The 25,728-nt window shown below is 34.3% G+C and carries 26 protein-coding genes and 1 other RNA gene; 7 read left to right on the top strand and 20 right to left on the bottom strand.

Annotated features, from left to right (window positions below; genetic code table 11):
* The first annotated feature begins 39 nt into the window (after nucleotides 1–39).
* Together EsVE80_RS08330 and EsVE80_RS08335 are read left to right on the top strand one after the other, a co-directional pair.
* Nucleotides 40–765, top strand: a complete 726-nt coding sequence (locus EsVE80_RS08330) for a hypothetical protein (RefSeq protein WP_173103299.1) — start codon at nucleotides 40–42, stop codon at nucleotides 763–765.
* Between the two features lie 92 nt (nucleotides 766–857).
* Nucleotides 858–1,346, top strand: a complete 489-nt coding sequence (locus EsVE80_RS08335) for a hypothetical protein (RefSeq protein WP_173103300.1) — start codon at nucleotides 858–860, stop codon at nucleotides 1,344–1,346.
* A gap of 94 nt (nucleotides 1,347–1,440) precedes the next feature.
* Here EsVE80_RS08335 and EsVE80_RS08340 read toward each other — a convergent pair whose 3' ends face one another.
* The 3 genes from EsVE80_RS08340 to EsVE80_RS08350 are packed head-to-tail and all read right to left on the bottom strand — an operon-like array spanning nucleotide 1,441 to nucleotide 3,970.
* A complete protein-coding gene (locus EsVE80_RS08340; RefSeq protein ID WP_173103301.1) occupies nucleotides 1,441–2,904 on the bottom strand; it encodes a sensor histidine kinase in 1,464 nt (487 codons plus the stop codon).
* The gene (locus tag EsVE80_RS08345) at nucleotides 2,904–3,620 is read right to left on the bottom strand and encodes a response regulator transcription factor (RefSeq protein ID WP_173103302.1); all 717 of its coding nucleotides are present in this window, start codon (nucleotides 3,618–3,620) and stop codon (nucleotides 2,904–2,906) included. The genes EsVE80_RS08340 and EsVE80_RS08345 overlap by 1 nt, the downstream gene beginning before the upstream one ends.
* Nucleotides 3,617–3,970, bottom strand: a complete 354-nt coding sequence (locus EsVE80_RS08350) for an SdpI family protein (protein ID WP_173103303.1) — start codon at nucleotides 3,968–3,970, stop codon at nucleotides 3,617–3,619. Before EsVE80_RS08350 ends, EsVE80_RS08345 begins: the two co-directional genes overlap by 4 nt.
* Before the next feature lie 414 nt (nucleotides 3,971–4,384).
* Here EsVE80_RS08350 and EsVE80_RS08355 point away from each other — a divergent pair, with 414 nt between their 5' ends.
* Nucleotides 4,385–5,155, top strand: a complete 771-nt coding sequence (locus EsVE80_RS08355; protein WP_173103304.1) for a Cof-type HAD-IIB family hydrolase — start codon at nucleotides 4,385–4,387, stop codon at nucleotides 5,153–5,155.
* 75 nt (nucleotides 5,156–5,230) lie between these two features.
* Nucleotides 5,231–5,594, top strand: a transfer-messenger RNA (tmRNA) gene (ssrA, locus tag EsVE80_RS08360).
* 443 nt (nucleotides 5,595–6,037) lie between these two features.
* Here ssrA and EsVE80_RS08365 read toward each other — a convergent pair.
* On the bottom strand, nucleotides 6,038–6,265 hold the full coding sequence (locus EsVE80_RS08365) for a hypothetical protein (protein ID WP_173103305.1): 228 nt from the start codon (nucleotides 6,263–6,265) through the stop codon (nucleotides 6,038–6,040).
* A gap of 247 nt (nucleotides 6,266–6,512) precedes the next feature.
* Nucleotides 6,513–6,977, bottom strand: coding sequence for a GAF domain-containing protein (locus EsVE80_RS08370; RefSeq protein WP_173103306.1), 465 nt, complete (start codon nucleotides 6,975–6,977; stop codon nucleotides 6,513–6,515).
* Nucleotides 6,978–7,118: 141 nt separating this feature from the next.
* Here EsVE80_RS08370 and EsVE80_RS08375 point away from each other — a divergent pair, with 141 nt between their 5' ends.
* The gene (locus EsVE80_RS08375; RefSeq protein ID WP_173103307.1) at nucleotides 7,119–8,186 is read left to right on the top strand and encodes an endonuclease/exonuclease/phosphatase family protein; all 1,068 of its coding nucleotides are present in this window, start codon (nucleotides 7,119–7,121) and stop codon (nucleotides 8,184–8,186) included.
* 51 nt (nucleotides 8,187–8,237) lie between these two features.
* On the opposite strand, the gene EsVE80_RS08380 is transcribed toward EsVE80_RS08375, so the two are convergent.
* From EsVE80_RS08380 to ppdK, 3 genes are all read right to left on the bottom strand, one after another.
* A complete protein-coding gene (locus EsVE80_RS08380; protein WP_173103308.1) occupies nucleotides 8,238–9,746 on the bottom strand; it encodes a helix-turn-helix domain-containing protein in 1,509 nt (502 codons plus the stop codon).
* A gap of 410 nt (nucleotides 9,747–10,156) precedes the next feature.
* Nucleotides 10,157–11,548 (bottom strand): L-cystine transporter, encoded by a 1,392-nt coding sequence (locus EsVE80_RS08385; RefSeq protein WP_173103309.1) that lies wholly within the window; start codon nucleotides 11,546–11,548, stop codon nucleotides 10,157–10,159.
* Between the two features lie 256 nt (nucleotides 11,549–11,804).
* Nucleotides 11,805–14,414, bottom strand: a complete 2,610-nt coding sequence (ppdK, locus tag EsVE80_RS08390) for a pyruvate, phosphate dikinase (RefSeq protein ID WP_173103310.1) — start codon at nucleotides 14,412–14,414, stop codon at nucleotides 11,805–11,807.
* A 190-nt stretch (nucleotides 14,415–14,604) separates the two neighbouring features.
* Here ppdK and EsVE80_RS08395 point away from each other — a divergent pair, with 190 nt between their 5' ends.
* Together EsVE80_RS08395 and EsVE80_RS08400 are read left to right on the top strand one after the other, a co-directional pair.
* Nucleotides 14,605–15,219 (top strand): helix-turn-helix transcriptional regulator, encoded by a 615-nt coding sequence (locus tag EsVE80_RS08395; protein ID WP_173103311.1) that lies wholly within the window; start codon nucleotides 14,605–14,607, stop codon nucleotides 15,217–15,219.
* 4 nt (nucleotides 15,220–15,223) lie between these two features.
* Complete coding sequence (locus tag EsVE80_RS08400; protein ID WP_173103312.1) at nucleotides 15,224–16,048, top strand: pyruvate, water dikinase regulatory protein; 825 nt, start codon at nucleotides 15,224–15,226, stop codon at nucleotides 16,046–16,048.
* Nucleotides 16,049–16,252: 204 nt separating this feature from the next.
* Here EsVE80_RS08400 and EsVE80_RS08405 read toward each other — a convergent pair whose 3' ends face one another.
* From EsVE80_RS08405 to EsVE80_RS08460, 12 genes are all read right to left on the bottom strand, one after another.
* Nucleotides 16,253–16,564, bottom strand: coding sequence for a tRNA-binding protein (locus EsVE80_RS08405; RefSeq protein ID WP_232061160.1), 312 nt, complete (start codon nucleotides 16,562–16,564; stop codon nucleotides 16,253–16,255).
* Entirely contained in the window at nucleotides 16,557–17,486 is a 930-nt protein-coding gene (locus EsVE80_RS08410) for a mechanosensitive ion channel family protein (protein WP_173103313.1), read from the bottom strand. Before EsVE80_RS08410 ends, EsVE80_RS08405 begins: the two co-directional genes overlap by 8 nt.
* Before the next feature lie 177 nt (nucleotides 17,487–17,663).
* A complete protein-coding gene (locus EsVE80_RS08415; RefSeq protein WP_408639859.1) occupies nucleotides 17,664–18,263 on the bottom strand; it encodes an Asp23/Gls24 family envelope stress response protein in 600 nt (199 codons plus the stop codon).
* Between the two features lie 65 nt (nucleotides 18,264–18,328).
* Nucleotides 18,329–18,520: a DUF2273 domain-containing protein gene (locus tag EsVE80_RS08420; protein ID WP_173103314.1), complete on the bottom strand. Its 192-nt coding sequence runs from the start codon at nucleotides 18,518–18,520 to the stop codon at nucleotides 18,329–18,331.
* A gap of 11 nt (nucleotides 18,521–18,531) precedes the next feature.
* Nucleotides 18,532–19,095 (bottom strand): alkaline shock response membrane anchor protein AmaP, encoded by a 564-nt coding sequence (amaP, locus tag EsVE80_RS08425; RefSeq protein ID WP_173103315.1) that lies wholly within the window; start codon nucleotides 19,093–19,095, stop codon nucleotides 18,532–18,534.
* 17 nt (nucleotides 19,096–19,112) lie between these two features.
* Nucleotides 19,113–19,361 (bottom strand): GlsB/YeaQ/YmgE family stress response membrane protein, encoded by a 249-nt coding sequence (locus EsVE80_RS08430; protein WP_173103316.1) that lies wholly within the window; start codon nucleotides 19,359–19,361, stop codon nucleotides 19,113–19,115.
* Nucleotides 19,362–19,903: 542 nt separating this feature from the next.
* Complete coding sequence (locus EsVE80_RS08435; protein WP_173103317.1) at nucleotides 19,904–21,361, bottom strand: peptide MFS transporter; 1,458 nt, start codon at nucleotides 21,359–21,361, stop codon at nucleotides 19,904–19,906.
* Between the two features lie 540 nt (nucleotides 21,362–21,901).
* Nucleotides 21,902–22,249, bottom strand: coding sequence for a 50S ribosomal protein L19 (rplS, locus tag EsVE80_RS08440; protein ID WP_071864872.1), 348 nt, complete (start codon nucleotides 22,247–22,249; stop codon nucleotides 21,902–21,904).
* Between the two features lie 131 nt (nucleotides 22,250–22,380).
* Complete coding sequence (locus EsVE80_RS08445; RefSeq protein WP_173103318.1) at nucleotides 22,381–23,643, bottom strand: TIGR00341 family protein; 1,263 nt, start codon at nucleotides 23,641–23,643, stop codon at nucleotides 22,381–22,383.
* A 217-nt stretch (nucleotides 23,644–23,860) separates the two neighbouring features.
* The gene (gene trmD, locus EsVE80_RS08450; RefSeq protein WP_173104168.1) at nucleotides 23,861–24,601 is read right to left on the bottom strand and encodes a tRNA (guanosine(37)-N1)-methyltransferase TrmD; all 741 of its coding nucleotides are present in this window, start codon (nucleotides 24,599–24,601) and stop codon (nucleotides 23,861–23,863) included.
* Complete coding sequence (gene rimM, locus EsVE80_RS08455) at nucleotides 24,591–25,112, bottom strand: ribosome maturation factor RimM (protein ID WP_173103319.1); 522 nt, start codon at nucleotides 25,110–25,112, stop codon at nucleotides 24,591–24,593. The genes trmD and rimM overlap by 11 nt, the downstream gene beginning before the upstream one ends.
* A 63-nt stretch (nucleotides 25,113–25,175) precedes the next feature.
* Nucleotides 25,176–25,709: a DUF3267 domain-containing protein gene (locus EsVE80_RS08460; RefSeq protein WP_173103320.1), complete on the bottom strand. Its 534-nt coding sequence runs from the start codon at nucleotides 25,707–25,709 to the stop codon at nucleotides 25,176–25,178.
* Between the last annotated feature and the right edge of the window lie 19 nt (nucleotides 25,710–25,728).

Below are 25,728 nucleotides of genomic sequence, written 5' to 3' on the forward strand. Positions count from 1 at the left end.
TTCAAACTCACCTCGTATAATTTTTATGAGGTGATAAAGATGCGGACAGTTCATTATGCAGTTGCAAGTTTACGCTACCATCGAAAAACATACCTTCCTTATTTTATCGTATTGCTCCTTTTGACTGTCGGTATATTTTTTGTATTGTGTTTAGTTAATTCTGCTCAATCAGTTTATCATAGCCTGCAAGATATGCTTGCTAGTAATCCAATGAACGAAAACAAGCAATGGACAACGCCACTACAGTTCTTCTTCAGTCAAATGAAGCACATATACGGATTAGTAGTATTTGGGGTATTCAGTTTGTTAACATTTTTGACCATCTTTTTTTCTACTTATACTTTTACACGTCGCAAGCGGGAATGGCAGATTTTCTTTACCTCTGGACAATCCCATTTACGAGTTGGTTTACAAATTATTTACGAATTCGTTATACCTGCACTTTTAATCGTTGGTTGCTTAACTTGTCTTGTCTTAATTTTTCAACCATTGGTACAGCGTCTTTGCGAATTTGTCCATACCCATACAGCGCAAATGATTCGAACAAATGATCTAGCAAATTTGAATAATGGTACAAAATTTGGTGTCCGCTTACCAAAAAACTACCCACTATTAATCCAGTCAGTTTTTATTAGTAGCCGGGACTGGTTAAATATTCTTGCCAAGACAGCCTGCCAAACGATTATTTTGTTATTGGCTAATTACAGCATTGGTTTGCCTTTGGGGGCATTCGTGACTAAAATGCGTTTAATCAAAAAGGAATAAAGATAGTTGAAGATATTTTTGCTGTACAGAGTCAATTCATACAATTCATTTAAAGTTATTAAAAGAGATAGGAAAATAAAGGAAGTGTTTTTATGGAAAAAATTAGCCAATCACACCATTTCAAAATTTTTTATGGTGCGACTTTAACCCACGCTCAACAATCTTTTCAACGAGAATTACAATACTTCACGGCAGATGTTGGTAAAATTACCCTGACGCCTAATTTTATTCCATATCTTTCTTTAACTGAAAATTTATTGATGGGATTTCCCAATAAGATTTATAAACAAAAAATTACAGATTTGCCATTAGCTAAAGAATTACAAATTACAGATTCCCTCTTAACTAAAGAGCTAACTAATTTGACGACTACCGAAATGATTCAACTTCAGCTTTTTCGCGCTTTGCTTGCAAACAACAAAATTATTTGTTTGGAAGATATCACCAATGCCCTAACTATTCCAGAACGTCAACAGCTTTTTAATCTTTTTCGTGATTTAATTGAAAAAGACCAGGTTGTTATTTGTCTTCTAACTACTGACAAAACCCTAGTAGATAATTTAAAGCAGATTACCTTATAGCTTCGAAACGTTATTTCTACCCAATTTATTTAAACTTCCTACAAAAACAGGAGTAACTTTCTCACTAAGATTAGTGAGAAAGTTACTCCTGTTTTTATTCAGCTTCATTATTGTCAGGAATTTCAACATCAGGAAAAGTAATGATAAATTTCGTACCTTCATTCAATTTACTTTCTACTTTGATTGTCCCTTTATGCAAACGAACTAATTGTTGCACAATTGGCAAACCTAAGCCTGATTCACCAAATTTACGATTTTTCCGTGAAGGATCTGCCTTGTAATAACGATCCCAAATATTACGTTGCTGTTCTTCTGTCATTCCAATTCCGGTATCACTAATTTCTACAATAGTTTCCAAGTAACCTTTCCTCAAATTAACATAAATATCGCCATCTTGAGTAAATTGAATTGCATTTTGAATGATATTCACAACGACCTGAACAAAACGATCATAATCAGCATATACCTCAATGGGTTCTTCAACATCAAAATGTAACGTGTTCCCTGCCGCTTCAGCTTTAGTCTCTAATTGTGTCAAAATATTTTTTAAAGCATCGGTTCCATTAAATTTCTTTACGACGATTGAAATTTGGTTCGTCCTGATTTTTTCGTAATCCAAATTTTCATTGACCAAACGAATTAAGCGTTCTGTTTCATTTTTCATCAGGCGAACAGCATTTTCTTTTTGGTTTTCAGGAATAGCATTGTATTCCAAGCCTTCCAGCAACCCATTAATAGTTGTGAGCGGTGTACGCATTTCATGAGACGCATCTGCCATGAACTGTTTCCGTCGCTCTTCTTGCCTTTCGATTTCTTCTTGAGATTCTTTTAAAGAAACTGTCATCTTATTAAAGTCGTCTGCCAATTCATCAAATTCATCTTTATCATGGACAGGTAGCTGAACATCAAAGTTACCACTAGCAATTTCTTTTGTCGCTTTTTTCATACGATTAATTCGCCTTACTTGCATGCTGGCATAAAAGTAGCTGATGATTAGTGCAATCACGCTTGAAATAATAAATCCTTTAAATAGGTTCAATGTCACTGCATTGACACTATCTGAAATATTTTTTGCCGGCTGTGTCACGATTAACGCACCATAAAATTCACCTTCTAAATTAAAAGGAACCATGGCATAAGAAGTAACTTCATGTTCACCAAACACGTTGGTATCTGAAGTTTTTTTCTGTCGTTCTCCTGCTTTTAACGCCATCCATTCTTTTTCAGCAATAGAAAAATGAACATTTGCATTGTTAGGATAAGTAGATTTGCCACTTTTATCTACAAAAACAAAATTGACATCTTGTTGATTTAATGCTAACTCAGTAAACAACAAAGAATTATGCAGACTATCATCTGGTGTTGCAGCACTGGCATTGGGTAATTCTGCATAATTTTGAGCGGTTTTAGCCACTGATTCGGCATACCCAAACAATTGTCGATAGTTGTTATCTTCCATTGTGCGCTTAGTCAATTGCGTAAAAGAAATACCCACAATCAACAAAATCACGGCAATTACGACCCAAAAAGCCATTAGTTGCTGATAAAGGTAACGCATTAGGCCACCCCAGAATCATCAAACTTATAACCTACGCCCCAAACAGTTTGGATTACTTGTGGTCCTACTTTTTCAATTTTTTGGCGCAACTTTTTAATATGCGCATCCACCGTTCGTTCGTCTCCAAAGTATTGATAATCCCAAACCAATTCTAGTAATTGTTCTCGTGAAAAGACTTGACGCGGCTTTTTCGCCAAGGTATAAAGCAAATCAAACTCTTTTGGTGTCAAGCCCTCAATTAATGTATCATCTAAATAGGCTTCTCTTGTTTTTGTATTCATTTTAAAGTGTTTGGTAACAATATCGAAGGTTTCGTCATCTTCTTTTTCAACTGCGACTTTTTCTGCTAATTCACTACGACGATGTAAAGCTTTCATGCGGGCAATTAATGTTAACGGACTAAACGGTTTTGTAACATAGTCATCTGCTCCCATTTCTAAACCAATAACTTGATCACTTTCTGAATCACGTGCTGTTAACATAATAATCGGTACTGTCTTCGAAATTTTACGAATTTCTCGAGCCACCGCCATTCCATCTAGGCCGGGTAGATTCAAGTCGAGCGTAATCATATCCCAGTGACCTGGTTGCGCTAAAAAGGCATCTAATCCTTCTTGACCATCGTATTTAAAAGTTGCCTCCCAACCTTCGTTTAAAAAAAACATCTGCATCATTTCTGAGACAGCTTCATTGTCTTCAATCATTAAAACATTCATTCTTGTCCCCTACCTTTCCTATTTTCCACTGACTGGCGACGATCAAAGCGCTGCAATAATTCTTCTGTCCCAGCGAAAACACCAATAATTGGTAATGGAATTAACAACATTTCCGCAATAAAATAATTGGTGTTTCCAGTTTCTTTTAGAAAAAAACCAATCACGGAACAAAACAAGCCAACCCCTAATAAGAAAAGACCATTTGTTTTCTGAGCATATTGCCAATTTTGACTGTTTTTCTTTGCTAAAACTGATGGATAGCCATAAATTGGATTGGGCTTTTTTGCTGGAAATAAAAAGAAACAAAAGCCAATAACTAGCATAATAACGCCAACATATAAAAAAATCACAACTGCTTCACTCCCTGTCCATAGTATAACTGAAATTTATAAGCAAGACCAACAACTTCACATTTTCTTCAAGCAAGCTTGCATATTTTTTCACCCTTTGTTAAGAAAAACATTCCGAATTCTCTTACGCGTTAAACAAGTGTATTTTAAAAAAAGATGATAATAAAATGTTACAAAAAGGTGTTATAGTAATAAGTTTTAATTTCACCCAGACAATAGCATAATTTTTTAAGCTGACTACTTTAAGCTACTTTTCTTACTTTTCCAGTAAAATCGCTAGTAAGCGCGGAATTATTTTGCTAAAGTGATAGTAGCGATTATTTCATTTAAGAGATTGTTTAGTTTGTTATAAAGCTAAAACTAGCTAGCTTACTTAGCCGTCTTTTAATTATTATACGAAAAGGAGAAATGCATATGACTCACAAAGCAATTGCTTTTTTTGATTTGGATGGTACTTTGTTGGACGATAAATCACAAGTGCGTCCTGAAATTAAAGTAGCTATGACACAGTTAAAAGAAAACAACGTCTTACCTGTAATTGCAACTGGACGAACTGAAGTCGAGGTCGCAGCGATTATGAAAGAAGCGAATATCGACAGCGATATTATTATGAATGGTGCCTTTATTCGCGTTGATGGAACTGTAATCTTTTCTGATTTATATGATAAAAATCTAATTGAAGAAGTTTATTCAGCAGCTAGAGAAAACAACGATGCAATTTCCTTTTATAATGAAAAAGAAATCTGGTGTAATGAGCATAATAAATTTTTATTAGGTGCCTATAACTTTATTCACACCCCTGTTCCACCTGTTAATCCCGATGGTTATTTAACTAAACCCGTGAACATGCTACTCATTTTGGGACAAGATAATGACAATTATTACGCAAGTAAATTTCCACAATTGAATTTTTATCGTAATACTCCTTTTTCTCTTGATACCGTAAAAAAAACCGTCTCAAAAGGAATTGCTGTTAAAATTTTGCAAGAAAAATTAGGATTAACGAAAGTTCCTTCTTACGCGTTTGGCGACGGCCCCAATGATCTAGCTCTTTTTGAAGCTTGCGATATTAAAATTGCGATGGGAAATGCTGTAGCATCATTAAAAGAACAGGCTGATTTTATTACAAAAAAAAATACCGAAGGCGGAATTGTCCACGCTTTGAAACATTTTGAGTTAATTTAATAAAAAAAGTTGCCAGACTTTTCACAGTCTGGCTTTCGTGTTATAATTATTTTTACTGTAATACCCTTTAATGAAGGGGACGTTACGGATTCGACAGGCATAGTTCGAGCTCGAATGGCGCTTCGTAGGTTACGGCTACGTTAAAACGTTACAGTTAAATATAACTGCTAAAAACGAAAACTCTTACGCTTTAGCTGCCTAAAAACAGTTAGCGTAGATCCTCCCGGCATCGCCCATGTGCTCGGGTAAGGGTCTCAAATTTAGTGGGATACACTAAGTTTTTCCGTCTGTAAAACTTAGAAGAGATTATCAGACTAGCAACGTAGAAAGCCTGTCCCTCGGCGTTTTACTGAGCAAATTCCAAATGAGTGGACTATGAGCGTAGTCTTTTGGGTGGCGATGTGTTTGGACGCGGGTTCGACTCCCGCCGTCTCCATTGATAGTTTTCAGTGGTTTTCACTAGAGATACAAACTTTTGTTTTAAAAGGTTTGTGTCTCTTTTTGTTTTTAGAAGTTTTTACCTTTTGCAAAAAAAGGAAGGTCATTTTTTTAATGTATAACATTTTCATTGTTTATATTTTGTCATTTTTGTCTTAATTTTTTCCGAATTGTAAAAAAAATTCATCATTATGTAATTAATCGGCATGTTAAAATTATCAAAAAAGGAGGGGTTAATTTGGAAAAATTATTTTTTATTCCTTTTAATTGGATTTATTCTTTATTTTCTTAAATAAAACATTATTGGTATTCATCTAAATGCTTTACACCTTGGATAAAAAGAGGAACAAAAAAAGACTTCAAAAAATAGCGGCTCTTACACGCTACCTTTTGAAGTTCTTTTGATTTTTAGGCTCCTGTTTTTCCTAAAAACCTCAATTTAACTTAGCTAAAGAAACATTCTACTTCTGCTTTCCCATAAACTTCTGAGTATTTCACGACTACTTTACCAAAACGTTCTTGTATTTCATCATGATCAATCAAATCATATTTTTCAACACTTAGTACCAAACAATTTTCCAACTTTTTAACGACTTCTCCTATTACACGACGTTGTAGTCCTACAGGTTTACATTCATACACATGACCTAAACTAATATTCTCTCTATTCATTGCCTCTCCTTTTATAACCGTTTTTTAATTATATTGTAATATAAATATATCATTATTTAATTTTATTGCCAAGTATTTTTAACAAAAAACATAAAAAAGATGCTAAACAAAATGTCAAATTCACATTTTGTTTAGCATCTTTTTTTAAATGGCAAAACCATTTTCTAAGTCTAGCTTTATCTACACTAAAGTTACATTTTAATCACTTTTATTCTTTGTCTTTCACTATTTATTTGATCAATTTTTCTTACTTCATTAGTAGTTGCGCATACTCTTCTAAAAATTTTTGATCAATTTCATCATAACTATTTGTTTTACTGCTGTCTAAATCTAAAACACCAATTAACTCATTGTTTTTTATTAATGGCACCACAATTTCAGACATTGCCGCAGAGTCACATGAAATGTAATTTTCATATTCCTTAACATTTCCTACGATTACAGTTTGACGTTTTTGGGCACTTTCCCCACAAACACCTTTACCTAACTCAATGCGCGTACACGATACACGCCCTTGAAAAGGTCCTAAAATTAACTGATTTTCTTTAAAAAGGTAATAACCAGCAAATACCGTATCTGGCAACGTTTCTTTCAACAAAGCCGATGAATTAGCCAGATTCGCTAATAAATCATCCTCAATTTCAAGTAGTCCTTTTTGTTGTAACAATAATAATTCATAAGCAGCTTTTTTTTCTTCTTTTGTCCAAACCACACATATCACCTCTTGTTGGGCATTATACCTCAAATTGCTTTAAAATGCTTCTTTAAAGTTAGTAAAACCAAAAATTAACAAATTGAATCATGTGACAGTTTTTACAATTTTGTGTAGGATAAACTAGCAGGAGGTAAGAAAATGAAAAAATGGTTGAAATTTATTTTAATATTTATCGGTATCTTTTTTTTAGTTATCATCGGCTATTTAAGCTATGTCTTTTTAAGTTATCATCGAATCCCAGATAACAAAGACTTAAGTATTAATTCTCGCCAAGAAGCACGATTGGAAACCAACAAAGACTACCGTGCTTTAACTTATAATATCGGTTATGCGTCTTATCCCCCTACCTATAGTTTCTTTATGGATGGCGGAACACAGGCACGAGCTGATAGTAAGGGGATGGTTTATAAAAACCTAGGCGGTATTACAAGCACTGTAAAAAAACACAATCCGGATATGATTTTTTACCAAGAAGTAGATGAAAGTGGCGATCGTTCTTATCATGTTAACGAAGTCCATTTCCTTCAAAAAAAATTTGGCAATTACAACAGTGTCTACGGAGTCAATTTTGACTCTCCTTATCTCTTTTATCCCTTTTTTGAACCAATTGGAAAAACGAAATCGGGTTTAGTTACATTGAGTAAAAGTTCTTTATCGGACGCAAAACGTTATCAGCTCCCAATTGATAAAGGGGTTACAAAAATTTTGGATTATGATCGCGCTTTTACAGTAACTAAATCTCCAGTAAAAAATGGAAAAGAACTGATTCTTATTAATATCCACTTATCAGCTTATACTAAGAATAAAGCAGTTCAAAATGCACAATTAAAAAAAATCACTGATTTTCTTGCAGCCGAGTACCAAAAAGGTAACTATGTTTTAGTTGCTGGCGATTTTAATCATGATATTTTAGGAAATGCACCGGAAGTCTTTAATACGTCTAAAGAACCTCTAACGTGGACCCATCCTTTTCCAAAAGATAAATTACCACAGGGCTTTCATATACCAACCGAAAATCTTGCAAAAACGCAGATTCCGTCTGCCCGTAATTTAAACGAAGCCTATAAAAAAGGGCATACTTTCGTAACTTTAATTGACGGTTTTATTGTTTCTGATAATATCACAGTTAAAAAAATTGCCGTAGTGAATACGGAATTCAACTATTCTGATCACAACCCTGTCACACTAGATTTCCAATTAAAGTAAGAATAACAAAAATAAGCTTGAAATCCCATGAGATTTCAAGCTTATTTCTTTTTAAGAAGCAATTTCATCTACAAACATTTTTTCCGTTAATTCACTAACTTTTTCCTGTATCAAAAGAATATGTTGTGCTGATAAATATGAATCGATGTGCAGCACCGGTAATTCATCAGAGAATGCCAAATCGTCAGTTGTCAAAATCAAATCGTATTGTTCTAGCTCATTCATAAAGTTTTTTTCATAATTTCCTTGTAAAATTTCAAAATTACCATAGATTTTTTGAGTAATTTGAACAGCTAAATAATTTTCCAAAGTAGGTGATAAACTTGAAAGTAGCAAAATTTTGACTTTTTGGTAACTTAAAGTTATGCGCTCCATCCAATTTGGAATAAATGTTATGAGCCAATATACATAAGCAATAATAAAATCTTTTTCAAAATAAAAGTTATGTTCCTTAGTAATTTCTATTACTAATTGTTTTATTTTGGCAATTCCTAATGGATATATTTTTGACATTTGTAAAACAAAATCTTTTTTATCTAGACGAAGTATATTCACACAAGTTCCTGCAGTAGCGTACAAAAAAGAAAAATTTTGTAAAGTACAAATTAGCCGTAACTGTTCTGCCTGTGTTAACGGACGCGTAAAAATCGCATTAAGCTGATAAACTAATTGTTGGTGTATAGCAAAATGAGCTTCAGCACGAACATTATTTTTTCGAACAAAGTCTAGTTGTTCTAGACTAAAAATTAAACTATCACTATATAACAGCCAAAGAGAATCTTTGCACCAATTCTCCTCATAGGAAATCGCAAAAGTTTGCATAACAGTATGTTGACAACGTATTACCTTCGTACCTGTTGGTAATTCAAGAAATTTATTTTGCAATTGTATGGATGGAAAATAGTGTTGATTTTTCATACGCCACAGACTAATGTACAAATTGTAAACCAAGCGATGAACAAAAATATGTTTTTGTGGAAAATTATTTTTCACAAGAAAAGCTTTCACATAATCAACAAGACTGTCTTGCTGATTTTTTGTAAGTCCAGGAAGTTTGATTTCTATTTGATAATTTTTCTCCGAAAAGTACCGATAGTAAAGCTGACGAATACTCCGCTCTTTCCCTTCTAAGCGCAAAGGACGATGTTTTAATTCAATTCCAATTTCTTTTAGCAACACTTGAATTTTCTTCAAGTAACGTTGTGTATTGGAAACACTTAAATATAATGCTCCTGCTAGTTCCGTAATGTTATCATGATGTTCATAAAGGAGTGCTTCAAAAATTTGGAACTCAGAAGAACGATGTAAAAATTCAGCATATAAACGACGAATAGGAGCAGATTTGTGTATTTTAAGCTGATATAAGCCTTTGTACTTATCGATTTGTGCAATATCTTGTTCAGCATTGATAAGGCGTATATCATTTAATAAAACTGGTAGTGAACACTTCAATTCTTTCATTAATGTTTCTGTGGGTAAGCCATAATGATTTTCATATAGTAATTCTAATAAGCGTAAATGCCGCAACATACTTTTACTTAATAATGATCGTAAGTTCATAAAATCACTCCTAACGAAATTTTATTTCTATCTTCTTCATTCAGAGTAGCAAAATACAATCATTTTACAATCATTCCATCAACTAATAGTAAAAGTATCCCCTTTTATGAGATTTCTCACTGCAGTAAATCATTAAGCCAATAAAATGAAGTTTGGTCAAATTGGGAGTATGAGGCTAAATTATTCAACCCAAACGACTCTTTTGATCAATCCGTTTTCTATAGTTTTGTAGTTGTGGAAAAATATTATGTAACTGTGAAACATCAGTGCGTCTAGAAAATTTTCTTTGTAAACTAATTTCTTAAGAAGTGTAATATTTCTCCGTTCTATTCATTCAAAGAAAAAACAGCCAAATTTTTTGTGAAACAATTTGTAAAAAAAAATGGTAAGGAATAATCCTTACCATTTTTTTATGCTTGTGTATCAATGACAGCATCTGGATCTTCCAGTACGCTACGATCAATTTCTTTAATACGCGTTGATGTAACAATTCCAGCTACCATTGCATCACTAACATTAACAGCCGTACGAGCCATATCAATTAATGGTTCTACGGAAATCACTAATCCAACAATAGCAATTGGTAAATTCAATGCTCCTAAAACAATTAAAGAGGCAAACGTAGCACCACCCCCAACTCCTGCAACACCAAAGGAACTGATTGTTACAACAGCTACTAGCATTAAAACAAATTGCAAACTAAAAATATCAATACCGGCAGTAGGAGCGACAATTGTTGCTAACATTGCAGGATAAACACCCGCACAACCATTTTGACCAATAGAGATACCAAAACTAGCAGCAAAATTAGCAGTTGCGTCATCAACTCCAAAGGCTTTTGTTTGGGTCTTGATATTTAATGGCATTGAACCAGCAGATGAGCGAGATGTAAAGGCAAAACTAAGCACTGGCATTGCTTTTTTCAAATAAGTAATAGGACTCACTTTTACAAAAGTTAATACCAATAAATGAACCAGCATAACCACAATTAATGCGGTATAAGAAGCCAAAATAAATTTACCCAAATTAACAATAGCAGCAAAATCACTTGAAGCTAACACATTGGTCATTAAAGCAAAAACGCCATATGGTGTTAAACGTAACACCAAAGTTACGATGCGCATGACAATTTTATAAAGACTATCCATTAATTTTTCAAAAAATTCTGCTTCCTTTGGTGCCTTTCGTTTCACACCAAGATAAGCAACACCGACAAAAGCAGAGAAAATTACAACACCAATTGTACTGGTAGCACGTGTACCGGCTAAATCAGCAAAAACGTTCGTCGGAATAAAAGACAAAATTTGTTGTGGAATTGATAAGTTTTCCACTTGTGTTTGTCGTTGTGCCAATTCGGCAATCCGGGCTGATTCAGCTGCACCTTGAGTGAAAGAAGCACCATCCAAATTGAATAACACGATGCTTGTATAACCAATTAAGGCTGCCACTGCTGTTGTGGTTAGCAAAGTAGCTAAAACGGTAAAGCTGATTTTTCCTAATTTACTACTTTCTTTCATGCGAGTAAATGCACATACGATTGAAACAAATACAAGCGGCATGACGAGCATTTGCAATAAGCTTACGTAGCCATTTCCAACAATTTGAATCCATTCCAAAGCCCCTGAAACAACGGGATCTTTTGTGCTAAAAATTAATTGTAATACCCCACCAAAAACGATACCGACAAATAGTGCGACAAAAACTCGTGTAGAAAATTTCAAGTGTTTTTGCTGTTGGCGCCAAAAGACATAAAGCAGCGCGGCAAAAACTACTAATACAACAATAATTAATAAAGTAGTCATCTTATACCCCCAAAAATAATTCCTTTAACATTACGTTAAAATTTTTCTTCCTTCTTTTAAAAAAGAATTTCGATTTACTTATTATAAGTTAGTTTTCTTTATCTGTCTTTCATTTCGACTTATGAAAGCGTATTGATTTTTAACAGAAAGTTACACAGAAATTATTGTCACTGGATAAAAAATTTTTATTAACATAAACTAAAAAATACCCGCGCTTTATAAGCGACGGGTTCAAATTACTAATGGAACTTAAAATTCAAATTGAAATCTTCTTTTTTATTTTTGAATTTGCAATTGCAGCTTTGGCGCAGGCAAGACGGGCATTGGGGATTCGATAGGGTGAACAAGAGACATAATCTACAGGCAAAGTCTGAATAAAGGAGATAGAAACTGGATCTCCTCCCACTTCTCCGCAGACGCCAACTGATAAGGATTTTTTTTCTTGTTTCCCCATTTCTGAAGCCATACGCATTAATTCTCCTACACCTTCTTGATCCAAATGTTGGAAAGGGTCATTTGGTAGAATTTCGTGATGTGTGTAAGTTGGTAAAAACTTGTGAGCGTCATCTCTTGAATAGCCATAAGTTAATTGCGTTAAGTCATTTGTCCCAAAACTGAAAAAGTCAGCAACTTGTGCAAGTTGATTTGCAATTAAACAAGCCCTAGGAATTTCAATCATCGTCCCAATTTCAAACGGCAAGCGCATTTTTGTTTTTTCGAATAAATCGTTAATAATTTCTACACAACTGTCCTTTGCCATACTAAACTCTTTTATCGTCCCAACTAAAGGAATCATAATATGTGGTATTACCGTAATTTCTTCTTCCTTAGATACTTCAAGCGCAGCTTCAATGATCGCTGCAACTTGCATTTGATAAATTTCTGGACGTATAATTCCTAGGCGAACCCCCCGCAGACCTAACATTGGATTCACTTCTGCCAAGCTTTTCGCTTTTGCGATTACGGAGTGGCTATTTAAGTTTAATTCTTGCGCAATTCCACGTAATTCTTGTCTATCTTGTGGTAAGAATTCATGTAACGGTGGATCTAGTAAACGAATTGTACAAGGTAATTCACCTAATATCTGATATATTTGACGAAAATCGTTTTTTTGTTTCTCTTTAAGATAAGCTAATGCTTCATCCACTCGACTGCCTTCTGCTAAAATTAATTGGCGCATCATTTTTAAACGGTCCGCTTGAAAAAACATGTGCTCTGTTCGAGCTAATCCAATTCCTTTTGCTCCTTTTAAAAGTGCCTCTTTTATGTCACGGGGCGTTTCCGCATTCCCATAAACAGACATTGCAGCGTGATCATCACAAATTTTCAAAATTTTTTCTAAAACTTCAGAAGTTTCAGCCTCATTTAAAGTTAACTTTCCTAAATAAATGCGCCCACTGCTGCCATCGACTGAAATAAAATCTCCTGTTTGTAAAATTCCGTCGACAAAACTTGCCATTTCTTTTTCTTCATCGACTTGTAAATTTTCACAGCCTACAACACAACATACGCCCATCCCTCTTGCTACGACTGCTGCATGAGAAGTCATTCCACCACGAGCAGTCACGATAGCTTCACTCACACTCATACCTTCTATATCTTCTGGGGAAGTTTCATTACGGACTAGAATCACCTTTTTACCTTTCCTAGACATTTCTTTTGCAGCTTCCGCCGTAAAGGCTATCTGACCTACAGCAGCTCCTGGACTAGCTGGCAAGCCACGGACAATCACCGTTTCTATTTTTGCTTCATCGGTAAATGTGGGGTGCAACAATTGTCCAATCATTTCTTCGTCAATACGCGCAATCAATGTTTCTTCACTAATCAACCCCTCTGTCATTAAATCATAAGCTATTGCAACTGCCGCTTGAGGAGTTCGCTTACCGTTACGAGTTTGTAACATATATAACTTTCCTGCTTCAATAGTAAATTCAACATCTTGCATATCACAATAGTGTTTTTCTAGTTGATTTGCGATTTTAGTTAATTCATCGTACACCTGTGGCATTGCTTCTTGTAGTCCACTTATTGATTCTGGTGTTCGAATTCCAGCTACAATATCTTCGCCTTGAGCTTGTAGTAAGTATTCTCCGTAGACACCTTTTTCTCCGGTAGCTGGATTTCGAGTAAACATTACACCTGTTCCAGATTCTGCAGAATAATTACCAAAAACCATCTGTTGAATAGTTACAGCAGTTCCCAGATTATCTGGGATACCGTGAATACGACGGTACACCTTAGCCCGTTGATTATTCCAACTGGAAAAAACTGCTTCAACCGCAATTAGCAACTGTTCATAAGCATCTTGCGGAAATTTTCGTCCTGTCATAGTGGCAAAAATTTTTTGATAATTCGTGATGATAACCTTCCATTCTGCCTCAGTTTTTGTTTCTGTAGGAATTGTTCCAAAATTTGTCGTTGCAACATTATACACAACGTCGGCAAACATTTGAATTAAGCGACAATAGCATTGAAAAGCAAAGTCCCTATTTCCAGTAATTTTACTTAATGCATGCACGGTCTTATCATTTAAACCTAAGTTTAATATTGTATCCATCATTCCTGGCATTGAATATTTTGCACCACTGCGAACCGATAACAGTAGCGGATTGACGCCTATACCAAAAGTTTTAGATGATAACATTTCCAATTCTTTTATTTGAAATATAATCTCCTCCACTAGTGATCCCGATAACGATTTAGTTTCTTGTATCAGATAATTCCGACATGCTTCTGTACTAATAACAAAACCATTAGGAACTGGTAAATTAAGATTTTTCATTTCACATAAGTTTGCTCCTTTACCGCCCAAGAGATCTTTCCATTCTTTTTTTCCTTCATGAAAACGATACGTTAATTTAGCCATACTATTACCTCCAAAGTGATATACTATTCATTGTAAACCGACTATACCTTTGTAAATATATTTTGTCAATAAAAAATATGATATACTATTATTTATTTTGGACATACTATATAAATATAATGTGTTTTATTTAGGCTAAAAGTGATAGAATCAAAAGATAGCAAGTCAAACAAGGATTGGAGGGATTAAATTGGAATTATCGAAACGCCAATTGGCCATTATTGAAATTGTAAAGAAAAATCAGCCTATTAGTGGAGAAAAGATTGCCGAAATACTGGGTCTCTCTCGTGCTACGTTACGAAATGATTTTTCTATTTTGACCATGACCGATGTTCTTCAAGCACGTCCAAAAGTTGGCTATGTTTATGCTGGCCCACTCAATCAAAGTGAAACTTTAAAAGAACTACTTACTATTCCTGTCAAAGAAATTATGATTCCACCTTTAAATATTCCACAAGAAAGTACGATTTATGATGCAATTACGACACTTTTTATGTATGATGTCGGCTCTTTATACGTTGTGAATGATCGTCATGAATTAGTCGGTTTATTGTCTCGTAAAGATTTATTACGTGCCTCATTAAATAAAATGATTGATATAACACCAGTTACTGTGGTGATGACACGATTTCCTCAAATCAGCACTTGTTTTGAAGAAGACCTTCTTTTAACTGCAGCAGAAAAGTTACGTACGCTTCACGTTGATTCTTTACCAGTTATAAAAAAAGATAATTCTAACATTGCTGTTGGCAAAATTACTAAAACTCGAATTCACGATTATCTAATTGAAAAAGTAAAGGAGTAAACAGATGGACAAGTTATCAATTGTGGTTATTTCAGATGTTTCAGGAGATGCGGCCCAAGTTTTAGCCAATGCAGCAGCTGGGCAATTTCGTGGAAAAATGATTGATTTAAAACGTTATCCCTTAGTACGGGACAAACAAACACTTAGAGAAATTTTATTAGAAGCCAAAGAAAAAAATAGCGCAGTCTTAACTACCTTTATTCAAGATGAGCTAGCTATAGAAGTAAAAAATTTTTGTAAAGAAAATAAATTGCAACATCAAGAACTTTTAAATTCAATCTTACACATGTTCGAAACGTTGACAGATACATTGCCAATTAACGATCCTTCCTCTGTTAGTCAATTGAACGATCAATATTATTACCGGATGAACGCGATTAATTTTGCTTCACGTTATGACGATGGTAAAGATCCCAAAGGATTTCTAAAAGCTGACTTAGTTATCTTGGGACCTTCACGGACATCCAAAACACCGCTGTCCATGTATTTGGCTAACCAATCAATTAAAGTTGCAAATTTACCTTTAATTCCAGAAGTGAACTTGCCAACAGAGTTAAATCAGGTACCTAAGGAAAAAATTATTGGCTTGATTGCAGACCCCGAGTATATCAAAAAATTTCGTCACTCTCGTCTTTATGCACTAGGTCTTACCAATGATAGCAGTTATACAGATGAAAAACGCATCCAAAATGAGATGCGCTATGCAAAAGAACTTTATCAAAAATATGGAATTCAGTCTTTTGATGTAACAAATCGTTCAATTGAAGAAACAGCCGGCTTAATCTTAGAGACACACCCACATTTGGCTAGTCTTGGCAGCAAGCTTTAATCCAAATTGCCAATGCAAATTATATATGCCCGCTTTCGTAAAAGATAAAAAAATATTCCCACAATCATTCTTCAAATAAAGCAATTATCCGAAAAAGACAAAGCGCTTGAATTCCCACATCCTAATGGATAGTTGGTAATTCAAGCGCTTATTTCATGATACCAATAGATTTAACCTACACGCGTCCCATTTGGAACTTCTTTTTCAGGTATTGCCAAAACCGGTGTGATTTTTATTTGCATAACCAATATCAAAAAACATTCCCTGCGATTCAATACCAAACAATGTCTTGGGTGCTAAATTAACGACAAATAAAGCTTGTAACCCTGCAATTTCTGCCTGTGGATTTTTTCTTTCTTGTTTCATTCCGACTAAAATAGTTCGTTGAAATTCGCCAAAATCTACCTCTAACCTTACTAATTTGTCTGACTCTGCAATCTCGAGAACTTTTATTATCTTCCCCACGCGTATGTCAATCTTCTCTAAATCTTTTATAGTAATCATTGGTTTAATCATTTTTATTTTCTCCTTGAGTAAAATAAATTCTTTTACTCGCCATCTGTAGATCTTCATCCCGAAAACTTTTCAATATTTTTTGATGTAATTTTGTTGCGACTTGTGTCCCTTTTGTATAATAGACAACATACCGTGTTTTCAATACAATGCCTGATTCTGTCACAGTCACAATTGAAATGGGCTTTAAATTCCCATCAAACAATTGCAATTGCTTTAAAACGACTTTTTTGTACTGCAGATCTGTTAAATATTCTTTTTCAAAATCTACATAATAAGACAAAAGAATTTCTGCTATGATTTCTTGTGCCCGTTGCCAATTACTTTCAAAAGCCACCGTATAACTAATTTCTTTCCAAATAAAAGGAGTCATAGCGTTATAATTATAAACAGCTTCTGTCAAAATTTTACTATTTGGAATTTTGACCGTACGCCCAGTAGGTGCTTCAGATTCAAACCAATGTCCAATTTCCATTAATGTAAAGTATAATATTCCTACTGAAATAACTTCCCCTTTCACGTCTCCAATTTCAATTCGATCATATATTCTAAAGTGATGCTTATTCACAATTAAAAACCAACCTGCTAGATTACTAATTAATCCCTTAACAGCTAAAGAAAGAAGGATAACCATAAATATTAGTCCAATTACAAAAGTATCTAACGCATTCAACCATAGACACGTCAAACTGACTAAAAAGAAAAATCGTATGATAAAGTCTGTAATTTTAGCAACGATATTTAATATTTTGACATTTTCAATGACCTTTTTCCAAAACTTATAAAAGAGCCTTTCTAAAACGATCAACAGAAATAACAAGATAACTGACATGCCAATTTTACCACTTAACTCATTAGGGTCTTGCACATTATTAATGATTTCTCGTACAAATTTTGCCAATATGTTTTCTGTTTCCCCTGCCATTTCATCCCACCTTTTTTCTTTTATGTTACGCTAAGTCGTTAGGCAAAACAAACAAAAACCTAATCTATCACAAATAACATAAAAAGCGTTCATTCCACTATTTTTTAGACAAAAACCCAGGAACTAAGCAGAATAAATACTGCTTAGTTCCTGGGTTTTATTTGGATAAGAATAAGCTTACTCTACCCGTGGTTCTCTAGCTTCTTGCACATTTTCTTTCACATCTTGTGCACCTTCACTGACTTTATCGCCAGCTTTTCCTAAAGCATTCTTCGCTTTTTCAGTTTGTTTTGAGGCAAATTCTCCTGTAGCAGAAGCTGCATCAGATAGTTGGTCTTGCACAGTCACGGAATCTTTTTCATGCTGTTCTTTTGTTTTTACATCAACTACATCTACGTTTACTTCAATCACATCTAATCCTGTCATATTTTTCACTTCGCGAGCAATTACTTCTTTAATTTGATCGTAAATTGAAGTAATATCTTTGCCGTATTCCGCTACAATAGAAAGATCAACTGCTACTTGTTTTTTACCAACTTCAACGTCAATGCCAGAAGTTGGGTTATCTGTATTTACTAATTTGCCAGCTATATTGGAGAAGAAACCACCATCAACTGTTAATAAACCACTAATTTCATCAAGTGCAATACCGATGATTTTTTCAACAACTTTGTCATCAAAAGTCAACTCACCTTTAATTCCCTCAGATTTTTTTACTGGTGGTGTTGGTGGTACTGGTTTTGTTTCTGGTTTCATTCCGGGTGTTTTGTTTTCCATATTAAATTCCTCCTAAATATTTGTTAACCGAACTTACGGTTTAATCACTTCCATCACTTAACTTTTTACCGTCTCGAGCGAAATTGCTCAAAAAAACCAATAGATTGCAGATAAAAACCCAAATATAAACCAATAGCTGTGAATATTACTAACAATAATGTCTTTAAAATGCCAATCGTAAGAATTAAGATAGCTAGCAATAAACCAAGGGCTCCGCAAATCAAAGGATATTTATATTGTGCGACAAATTCTTTCATTGTAACCCCTCCTATAGAACTCTTGGTTCATCATTTTCGTGTTTTTGTTCACGAAAATCTTTAAAAACGACATCCGTTACGATTTCCTGTTTGGCACCAAATAACTGGTTTAAGTCATTTTTGATTTTATCTGCCAGCGCAGCTTGCCTTTGTGTTGTCTGGAAAACTTTGCGCATTTGGCCACTAACGTAGATTTTAATTTTCTTTTTCTTAATTACCGCTTTAACTGATGGATTGGCAATGAAAGGTTCTTCTTTGACTGCTGTCAATACATAGCTTTCTACGGCTTTTTTTTGAATTGTCAACGTCCCATTTTCACTATTAATTTCCAACTCATTACTCACTTTCGGGAAGAAAATAATCACGAAAATACTAATAATCAGCAAAATTAACAAACCTGCTGCTGACCAAAATAAGAATTGCGCCATCCCATCACCAATAAGTGGATACGTTGTAAAAGGGCGTAACATAAAAGACCAGCCTGCCACAAATTGAGTTGTAATCAATGTGTGAAAAAGAGGAAAGAATAAGAAAAAGACAACTAAAAGTAAAACAACTTTTGTACTTTTCCGCATACTATCACTTCCTTCTTCTAAGCTGCTTTTTTACCAACGAAAAATGACACTACCGCAACTAAAATAACCGCACCAATTAATGATGGAAAAATTGCCATACCTCCAATTACTGGTCCCCAAGTACCAAATAATGCTTGGCCAATGGATGAACCAATCAAACCTGCTAAAACATTTAAGATTAATCCCATGGAGGATCCTTTATTTGTAATTGCTCCAGCAATTGCTCCAATTACACCACCAACAATTAACGACCATATAAAGCCCATAATCCACACTCCTTTCAAATTTTATTTAAACGCTTGCTTTTGATTAATATCTATAAAAATCATAGCATTTTCTGAAAAAAACATTAAACAAAGTGTATCTAAAAAAAGCTCTTATAATAATAAAAAAACAAAAAAATATTGAAGCTAAATGAAACAAACGAAACAATTTAAAATAAAAATAAGACATTTATCCTTATTAAACTGCCATTCATCAAAGTATTAAGAAATTATTAAAACGATTGTTAAATATCTTTTTCTTTAACTCAGACGTAATTTTTAATCGATAAAAAAACAGGTAAAAATATTAAGAATTTCTTAAGATGTTTTTTTGATATTCGTAAGTTAAAGGAGAATAAGCCCAATTTTGATCTTATATCAGAAGAGTATTATCCACTTATTTCCAATTTTTAAACTTAATTTTTCTGCTTCCTTTTTTATTACACCACTCAAAATATTCTCTATAAAAATGACAGCAAGATTATCTATTATTCTATAAAAAAAAACACGTTGCCGATTTATAATCAGCAACGTGTTTTTTACTATTAATGAATATTACCAATCAAACGACGAATCGGTTTTTTAGCAGCATAAAGGATAAGCCCAACCACAACTGCAATCCCACCAACAATTGCAAAGTAGCTACCTTCTGTACTTGGAGAGTAAAAACGCGTTATTTGTGCATTAATTGCTTGTGAAGAAGCATCTGCCAATAACCAAATTGCTAACGTCTGTGCTTCAAAGGCTTTTGGAGCCAATTTCGTTGTCACTGACAAACCTACGGGTGAAAGACACATCTCACCGGCAATCATAATAAAGAAGCTCCCCACCAACCACATCGGGCTTACTTTATCGTTTACCCCAAAAATTAGACTTGGAAACATTAATAATACAAAAGAAAGTCCTGCTAAAATCAAACCAATCGCAAATTTCACTTCTGTTGTGGGTTGTTTTTTACCCAACTTTGTCCATAAGGCGACAAAAACTGGTGTTAGCAGTACAACAAACAAGGGATTTAACGTTTGATACAAACTGGCCGGAATCGTTATTCCTAGGATAGTCGACTGGGTACGGTCAGCTGCAAAAAGTGCTAAAATAGAAGATCCTTGCTCTTCTAAGGACCAAAACACAATGGCAGATAAAAATAATGGAATATATGCCAAAACTTTTTTCTTTTCATCGGGTGTAACATCTTTGGAACGTAACATCGTCGTAAAGTAATAAATCGGCAATAAAATTCCTAGTACACTAATGCTGTTAATAAAGAAATCAACATCTAAACGATTGAATACAAAAGCTCCTCCAAAAAGGGCAACTACTATAACTACAGCTATAAGAAGATTACGAAAGAATTTTGTTCGTTCAGCACCAACTAACGGATTGGCCACCTCAACACCGATTTTGGCTAAAGTTTTACGACCTTGAAGACGGTATTGCACTAATCCAAAAAACATACCAACAGCGGCAATCGAAAAACCTAAATGATAATTAACTTTTTGCCCTAATGTTCCTACAACAATTGGTGCAATCAAACTTCCTATATTAATTCCCATATAAAAAATAGAAAACGCTGTATCTCTTCGTAAATCTTCTTTGGAATACAAATGTCCTACCATGCCCGAAACATTTGATTTTAACATTCCTGTTCCAATAACAATTAAAATCATGGAAATAAAAAGTGCTGCTAAACCAAAGGGCGTTGCTAAAACAATATGGCCAAACATAATAAAAATCCCGCCATAAAATACTGTTTTATGCGAGCCCAACAGCCGATCTGAAATCCACCCTCCTACAATGCTTGACATATAGACTAACGAACCATAAATTGACATAATCGCTACTGCAGTCGATTTGGGTAGACCTAAACCTCCGTTTACAACAGTATCATACATATAGTAAAGTAAAATTGCTCGCATCCCATAGTAGCTAAACCGTTCCCACATTTCGGTAAAGAACAAAGTCGCTAGACCGCGTGGTTGCCCCAAAAATGTTTTCTCTTCCATAAAAAAGCTCCTTTTGCTTCATTTTTTAAAATAAAGAAATTTTTCTGAAAATTCACAGAGATTAGTTTATTCTTTTCATCTACAAAATTCAAGAATAATTAACTGAGAGATTTTTGAGCAAAATGCTACTTTTTTAAATGGTAATTAAAAATTAATAGTCTATTAAAGGCTCTTTCGTTTTAAATCAGGCTTTTATTATCTCTTTTCATGAGATAAAGGTTGGTTTTTTCACATTAATCGCTTTATAAAAATTACTAGGATTGTAGAAAATTAATATGGTTTTAAAGTTTTATAGCTTTACTACTACGAATGAATATTTAATACATATGTTAGCCATTAAGGTGATACTTGTATTTAGTTTATTAAAAAAATAATTTGAAATGAAAGCTTACAACTTTATGCTTTTTAGAGGATATTCGATCTAATAGACATTTTTTTAATAGCTATTGCTTAAAGGAATATCGACCAGCTTTAAAAATACCTCTTGAAATACAAAAAAGCCCTTGGAATTCCAAGGACTTTTGCTTTGTCGAATAATAATTAACGACGAATTTCTTTGATACGAGCAGCTTTCCCGTGTAAAGCACGCAAGTAGTACAATTTTGCACGACGAACTTTACCGTAGCGAACTACTTCGATTTTAGCAACACGTGGTGTATGCAATGGGAAAGTACGTTCAACGCCAACGCCATTTGATACTTTACGTACAGTGTAAGTTTCACTGATACCAGCACCGCGGCGTTTGATTACAACACCTTCAAATAACTGGATACGTTCTCTTGTACCTTCGACAACTTTCGCGTGAACACGAACAGTGTCCCCAGGACGAAAAGCAGGAATATCAGTACGTAGTTGTTCTTGAGTTAGTTCTTGAATCAATGGATTCATTTTTATCATTCTCCTTATTTCCAAACAATCATAGAGTAGTTTGCCCCAGCGGATTATCGTAATAGTTGAGTGAAACACTCACTAAAACATACTACCACAGATTAAATCACGATGTAAAGAAGATTTTCTTGTCATTGCGATTTTTTTATAGTTCCTTGGATGACATAGTCTGTATGTGTAATGAATTCATCTAAAGATACTTTTATTTGTTCTTGCTGTTTCTTCGTCACATCTTGAGTAAGCGTCACTATCACCTGTCCTGTCTTCTTTTTATTCTTACTTAATATATCTGTACTAATTTTTTTTATCTGGCTCCCGTAAACAAGAAAAAGTTGTCGTTTAATTTCACTTAGTGTTTTGTCTAAGGATACTTTTTCTGTTGGCATAGTAAAAGGGGCAGCTGTGTATTGACTTTGTAATTTCTTATCGATATAGCGGTCAATGTCTTGCATCTCAATGATTTCGTTGTTTGCCACTTGATTAATGATCAATTGAAAATTTTCTAAATGATAGTCACCAAGTTTATTAACTAAATCTTCTAATTCTACACCAACAGGTTTATTTCCTAATAAATCAAGAGTAAGCTGCTGTCGATGCCCATCGATATTTTGATTTAAAACATAATAATCTGCCATAGCTTCCGTGACAAAGCGGTTGGCTCTTTGTTGCGACATTTCTGTCTGAATTAAATTTCCTGCTGAAATAAAACTGGGAGTCGCAATTAAAACGGCTGCCCCTATCATCAAATAGTGGCGGCGTCTTTCCATTTTAGTGTCTACCTGCATCCGAAAATCCAAATGTAAGACTCGGACAACAATAAAGGTTGCAATTATAATAAAAGCAACGTTGACTAAAAACAAATACCCTGCTCCAAAAAACATCGACCAATCTTGCGTATAAATACTATATCCCATCACACACAACGGTGGCATTAAAGCTGTTGCAATTGCAACGCCTGGTACGATATTGTTTGCTTCTTTTTGTCTGGCACCAATCATCCCCGCTGTTCCACCTAAAATAGCAATAATTGCGTCCCAAATCGTTGGCTGTGTCCGTGATAAAATTTCACTACTTGCATACGTTAAAGGTGAAAGCCAAAAGTACAAAAGCGCTGTCATAATTGCAAATAATGCTTCTAAAATTAATAAACGTAATGCTCGAATAGTAAGTTGACTATCAAAAACACCTAAACCTAACCCTAATCCTTGCACGGGGGCCATTAATGGAGAAATAAGCATTGCACCAATTAAAATTGGTTGCGAATTCATATTTAATCCAATTGAGGCAATAAAAATAGCACAAATTAAAATAACAAAATTTTCTTTTTTTATGTTGATACTAGTAGAAACTTTTTCATAAAGCTCCTCATTATTTAACACACCATTTTTTGCCATAAAAGACCTCCTGATACAGAATTATCTCTTTTAATTGTACCAAGAGATGAATCTTTTTTAAAATTTAAACTTAAAAACAAAATTCCATCAAATTCAAGTGATAGAGATTAATTTTCAAACAAAAAAAGCTTGCTAACAGTGTAATTGTAATAACTTTACAACCACCACTGATTAACAAGACATGTTACTTAACCATACGGAATAAATTTTGGTACGGTCACTTTTTTTCTTCTTGCTTAATTTCAGCTAACATTTTTTCCATTTCTTTTGTTAATGGAAATTTAATTAACATATCTGGACGACGTAAATACGTACGCCGCAATGATTCTTTTAATTGCCAAGATTCAATCAATTTATGATTACCATTCATCAAAACTTCTGGCACTTTCATACCGGCAAATTCGGCTGGGCGAGTATATTGCGGATGCTCTAATAATCCCGTGGAATGCGAATCTGTTTGAGCCGAGGTTTCATTACCTAAAACATCTGGTAACAAACGAACTGTAGCGTCAATCATGACCATCGCGCCTAACTCGCCTCCGGTCAAAACGTAGTCCCCTAATGAGATTTCGTCAGTTACCAAACTTCTAATTCGCTCATCATAACCTTCATAGTGTCCACAAATAAAGACTAAATGCTCTTCTTGTGCAAATTCTTCTGCTATACTTTGATCAAACTTTTTCCCCGCTGGATCTAGCAAAATCACTCTTTTCTTAACAGTGGGCGCTTTTGCTTCAATCGCTTTTAAATTATCGTAAATCGGTTGGACTTTTAATAGCATTCCCGCGCCACCACCGTAAGGATAATCGTCCACAGTTTTGTGCTTGTTATCCGCAAAATCACGAAAATTAGAGATATTAATTTCCAATAAGTTCTTATCCCGTGCTTTACCAATAATTGATTCGCCCATTGGCCCTTCAAACATCTTCGGAAATAGTGTTAAAACATCAATCCTCATCGTCAATCAACCCTTCTGGTAGTTCGACATTTACTACCCCATTTGCTAAATCAACCCTTTTAACTACTGAGGTGATGTAAGGAATTAATGCATCCTTTTTACCTTTACGTTGTACCACCCAGACATCATTTGCACCAGGCGATAAAATCTCCTTGATTTTGCCAATCTCTTGCTCATTTTCATCCAAAACGTTTAAACCAATAATTTGATGATAATAATATTCATCTTCATCTAATTGTACTACATCCTCTTTGTCTACCTTTAAAATACCATCACGAAAATTTTGAACATCATTAATATTAGGATAACCTTCAAAAGTTAATAAATCAAAATTCTTATGGCGCCGATGACTTGCTATCGTCAATTTTAAAGGTGCCATTCCCTCTTTAAATAAAATTAAATTTGCTCCCTTTTGATATCGTTCTTCGGGAAAATCCGTTAATGAAATCACACGAACTTCGCCGCGAATGCCATGAGTATTGACAATTTTTCCTACATTTAAATATTCCATTTAATAGCCTCTTTCTCTTAGGTAGAATTTCTGATTTATTTTATCACGGTTGTTGCTGGTTTTCTAGCCTACCTTGTGAAAGGTTAAGCCGACTTCTGTATCTTCTACCAATAAATTTTTAGGAGTCGTTATAAGCAAATAACACCAATAAAAATCGCCCGCACACGCTCCTCCGTGGGCTGCAATTAATAAACGCAACCATGTGTAGGGCCAGTTATCCATAATTATTAATAGTACTGCCGTAAGTATTACAAAAGGCGCACAACTAATAATAAAAAATTCCCATTTTGCATACATTGTACCTGGACTTGTAGCATACGCCATACCGTTTTTAAAGCCAAATTTCACTTTACCTTTTAAATTAAAAATTTTGAAAAAAATGCCATGTATGCCTTCATGAATAACGATAATTGCTAAAAAACTAATCACAATTGCACCAAGTTCAACTGGAAATGGGCTGCTTTGAAAAATATTCTGGTTAAATGGCGGCAACAATAACACACCATAACAGATTGCCATGAGTATTAAAGCAGCTATGTTCATTTTTTTGATCACTTTTTTATCTTCTAAAAGATTTAATTCACGATAAATTTTCATTTTATCTCACCACTTTTTT

The sequence above is a fragment of the Enterococcus saigonensis genome, from assembly GCF_011397115.1.
Lineage (GTDB): Bacteria > Bacillota > Bacilli > Lactobacillales > Enterococcaceae > Enterococcus_C > Enterococcus_C saigonensis.